This window comes from Actinomadura sp. KC345 (genome assembly GCF_004348515.1).
Lineage (GTDB): Bacteria > Actinomycetota > Actinomycetes > Streptosporangiales > Streptosporangiaceae > Spirillospora.
On the sequence record NZ_SMKH01000488.1, the window covers coordinates 1 to 3,338 of the forward strand.

Below are 3,338 nucleotides of genomic sequence, written 5' to 3' on the forward strand. Positions count from 1 at the left end.
GGCTACCACGGCCGCCGCGGCCACGGCGCCGCCGCGGCGGGCCTGGTCGGCGGAGCCGCGGCGCTCGGGGCCGCCGGAGTCGCGGGCGGCATGGCCGTCGGCGCGATGGGGGACGCCGCCGGATACGCGGCCGGCTACGCCCAGATGGACGCGTTCGGCAATGCCGTCGCCGGCCACGCGGGCCAGGCCGCCGCCGACATCGCGGGCGGCGTCGCCAACGAGATAGCGGGCAACGTCGCCGGAGAAGTCGCGGGCGGCGCCGCCGAAGTCCTGGGCGGCCTCCTCGGCGGCCTGTTCGGCTGACCACCCCGCGAACCGACCGACACACGCGAGCACAACGCGAGACGCCACCGCGACCGGCGCTTCCAGCCCGGCGGGTTCCGGTGCGGGGCGTTTCGGGAGACGTGCTCCACCGGGCGGCCCCGCTCTCGGCGCGTCGCGGCCGTCCAGTCCGCGACCAGGGGAATTGCCGGGCCTTTCGGACGAGATCCGCCACGTCCTCCGCCAACCCGGCCGCAGATGGTTATCGTCGAAAACGCAGCCGCCTTCGAGGGAGTCACGTAACGGGGTCCTCCTCCTGAGGGAGGGGGCTTCCAGTCACAGTGGCTGATGCCCGCCGTTTACCAGCACTGGCCATCACGACAAGGAGGTGACCTCGATGGCTACGTTCCGCGCAGGACAGAAGACCGACCGGGCTGTGCTTCCTCAGCAGCCCGCTCTCGAATCCGGGTCAGCAGACAACCCTGGGACCAGGGACGAAACGGGACCCGAACGCCGCAAGGCATCCGGCGCGGAACATGTGCGAGGGGAGACCGGCACCGCCTCACCTGGCGGTTCCGGCGTCACCCCCGGCCCTGCGGCCGGGGAGAGGGGCCGTGAGGCCCATGCCAAGCAGTCCAGCCCGTTCGTGTTCGTCCTCGACAAGCACCGGGGTCCGCTCCAGCCGTGTCCGCCCGCCAGAGCCCGCAAGCTCCTGGTCGCCGGACGCGCCGTGGTCGCCCGGTACATTCCATTCACGATCCGGATCAAGGACCGCACCGCCGAAGCCTCACAGGTGGACGGCGTCGAGGTCGGTGTCGACCCCGGTTCCGAACACACCGGAATCGCTGTGTTCACTGAGCAGGCCGGTGAATTCAGGGCCCGGCAGGCGATCCAGCTCGACCACCGGGGCGGCCAGATCCGTACCAAGGTCGCCCAGCGTTCGCGATACCGCCGTCGGCGCCGGACGGTGAACAAGCACGGATTCCCTCGGCTGCGGCTGCCCCGCACCAAGCGGCTCTTCGGGTTCGCCACCGGCGGCCTAGTCCGCGCCACGGTCCCGGCGGGCCGGTGGGCCGGAACCCACACCGGGCGCGTCGCGGTGCGCTCCAGCGGCAGCCACACCGTCACCACCCCCGCAGGGGCCATCAAGACCTCACACAAGAACCTGACCCTCCTCCAGCGTGGCGACGGCCACGCCTACACCACCAAACCCGAAGGAGGCGTGATCAGTGACACGCCCTGACAGGTCCAAGCGCCACTCGGGCCCTGGCGGGCCTCCTACGCTTTCGTTTCCTCCCCCCAGCTGAAGCAGAGGGTGTCCACGAAAGGAGCCTGATGACCACCGTGGTCCTTGTCCTGCTCTGCCTCGCGATCGCCGGACGCGAGCTCTACCTGGCGTCCGACAAGCGGCTCCCCCGCGCGCAGGCGGAACTGCGCGACCTGCGCAGCCAGCTGTCCGAGCTCGCGCGGCGGCACGAGGCGCTCAAGACGGTGGTCGACGAGGCGACCGAGCCCGCCGGCATCCCGATCCCGCCGCCGCAGCCCGAGGCCCCGCCCTCCGACGTCCTCGACAGGCTGGACACCGTCTCCGGCCGGGTGGACCGGCTGGAGAAGCAACTCGGCGACATCTCCGAGGAACTCGCGGGGGTCGACCTCGACCGCGACGCCCAGCACGCGTTGGCCCGCTCCCTGGACGCGGTGGAGCAGGACGTCCAGGAACTCCACCGCGAGATGCTCGACCGCCTCGACCACGAGGAGGGCGTCGTCACCGGCGTCCTGCTCAGCGAGGAGGGCGAGGCGGAGGCGCTGCTCGCCGACGCCTACGAACGCTGCGCCGCCGAGTACGGGCTGCGCCCGCGCGTCCGCGACCAGCGTTCCGCGCAGGCCACGGGCACCTACCGGGGAACGGTCTACTACCTGTCGGGACGCCGCCCCGAGGTTCTCGCCGAGGACCTGTTCACCCACGTCCGCGGCCTGTACGACCCGCGGGACCCGTCCGCCCTCAACGCACTGCTCACCGAGCTGGCGGCGCTGCGCGGCGGCGGCGTCGCGCGGTTCGGTCCGTTCACCGCGGTCAGCACGCCGACCGCCCTCGTCTGCGGCGTCCTCCCGGAGGAGAACACGCCCCCGACGGAGCCGTGGCAGCTCGTGGACCAGATCCGCGAGCTGCCGCCGGACCGCCAGAGCGACCTGTCGTGGCTGCGTTCCGACGACTGATCACGGCCGGACGAACCGCGGCGCGTCCTCCCTCCGGTCCACGCTGAACGCCAGCAGGCACCGGGGCACCCGCGCCGCGTCGAGCTGGAGGCACAGCCCGAGCCCGAGATCCGGGTCGACGAGAACCACGCGCCGCAGCGCCCACAGCGCCCGGCGCGCCCGGCCCCGGGTCTCCGGACGCTCCTCCTCGTGCAGCGTCCCCGTGACGACCCGTCCCGCGTACCGCCACAGGACCGCCGAGTCCAGCACCCGCACGCCCGCGGCCGTCAGGTTCACGACGATCACGACACCGCTGTCGTCGTCCGCCGACGGCACCGCGGCCGCACCCGGCATGTCGCCGGGAGCACGCGGCCCGCCCACGGCCCGGTGGTACCGCAGCGGGTCGAGCGTGTCGATGACGAACGCCCCCGCGTAGGGCCGGGACGCGCGCGGACGCCCCGCCCGCTCCCGCACCGGCCGCCGCGCGGCCCGCGTGCCGAACCGGGCGCTGAGGTCGAACACCATCCCCGCGTCGTCCAGCCACGCCGGCACCCCGAGCTTGGCCGCGGACTTCCGGCCGAGGGGTTCCATCGCCCGCCACCACTCGTCGGTGCGGCGGGAGAGCGTCGCCGCCATCCCGTGCCCGGGGAACGCCCCCTCCAGCACCGCGAGCGTCGCCCGCCACGTCGTGCTCCCCACGAACTCGGCCACGAACGCGTCCGCCAGCGCCTTGCGCCGCCCGGCATCCGCCATCGGCCCGGGCCGCACCGTCGCCGGCACCGGTTCCCCCTTCGCCCCCGAAGGCGGAGACACCGACAACCCTTTCCCCGGCAGGAAGGGCTCATCGTCTCCCGGCCCAGACCTGTCTCTTATACACCTCT

At 73.2% G+C, this 3,338-nt stretch carries 4 protein-coding genes; 3 read left to right on the forward strand and 1 reads right to left on the reverse strand.

Translation table 11 applies throughout. The annotated features are described in order from the left end of the window. The 3 genes from E1281_RS40945 to E1281_RS38640 form a co-directional block, all read left to right on the forward strand. Window positions 1–303 (forward strand): hypothetical protein (locus E1281_RS40945; protein ID WP_207943769.1); only part of this gene is annotated, 303 nt, incomplete at its 5' end. 496 nt (window positions 304–799) lie between these two features. Next, window positions 800–1,504 carry an RRXRR domain-containing protein gene (locus E1281_RS38635; RefSeq protein WP_243717796.1) on the forward strand — a complete coding sequence of 235 codons (705 nt, stop codon included), beginning with the start codon at window positions 800–802 and terminating at the stop codon, window positions 1,502–1,504. Window positions 1,505–1,596: 92 nt separating this feature from the next. Next, complete coding sequence (locus E1281_RS38640) at window positions 1,597–2,478, forward strand: hypothetical protein (protein WP_131884649.1); 882 nt, start codon at window positions 1,597–1,599, stop codon at window positions 2,476–2,478. Here E1281_RS38640 and E1281_RS38645 read toward each other — a convergent pair whose 3' ends face one another. Continuing rightward, a complete protein-coding gene (locus E1281_RS38645; protein WP_131884650.1) occupies window positions 2,479–3,237 on the reverse strand; it encodes a hypothetical protein in 759 nt (252 codons plus the stop codon). It lies immediately after the preceding gene. Window positions 3,238–3,338: the final 101 nt, after the last annotated feature.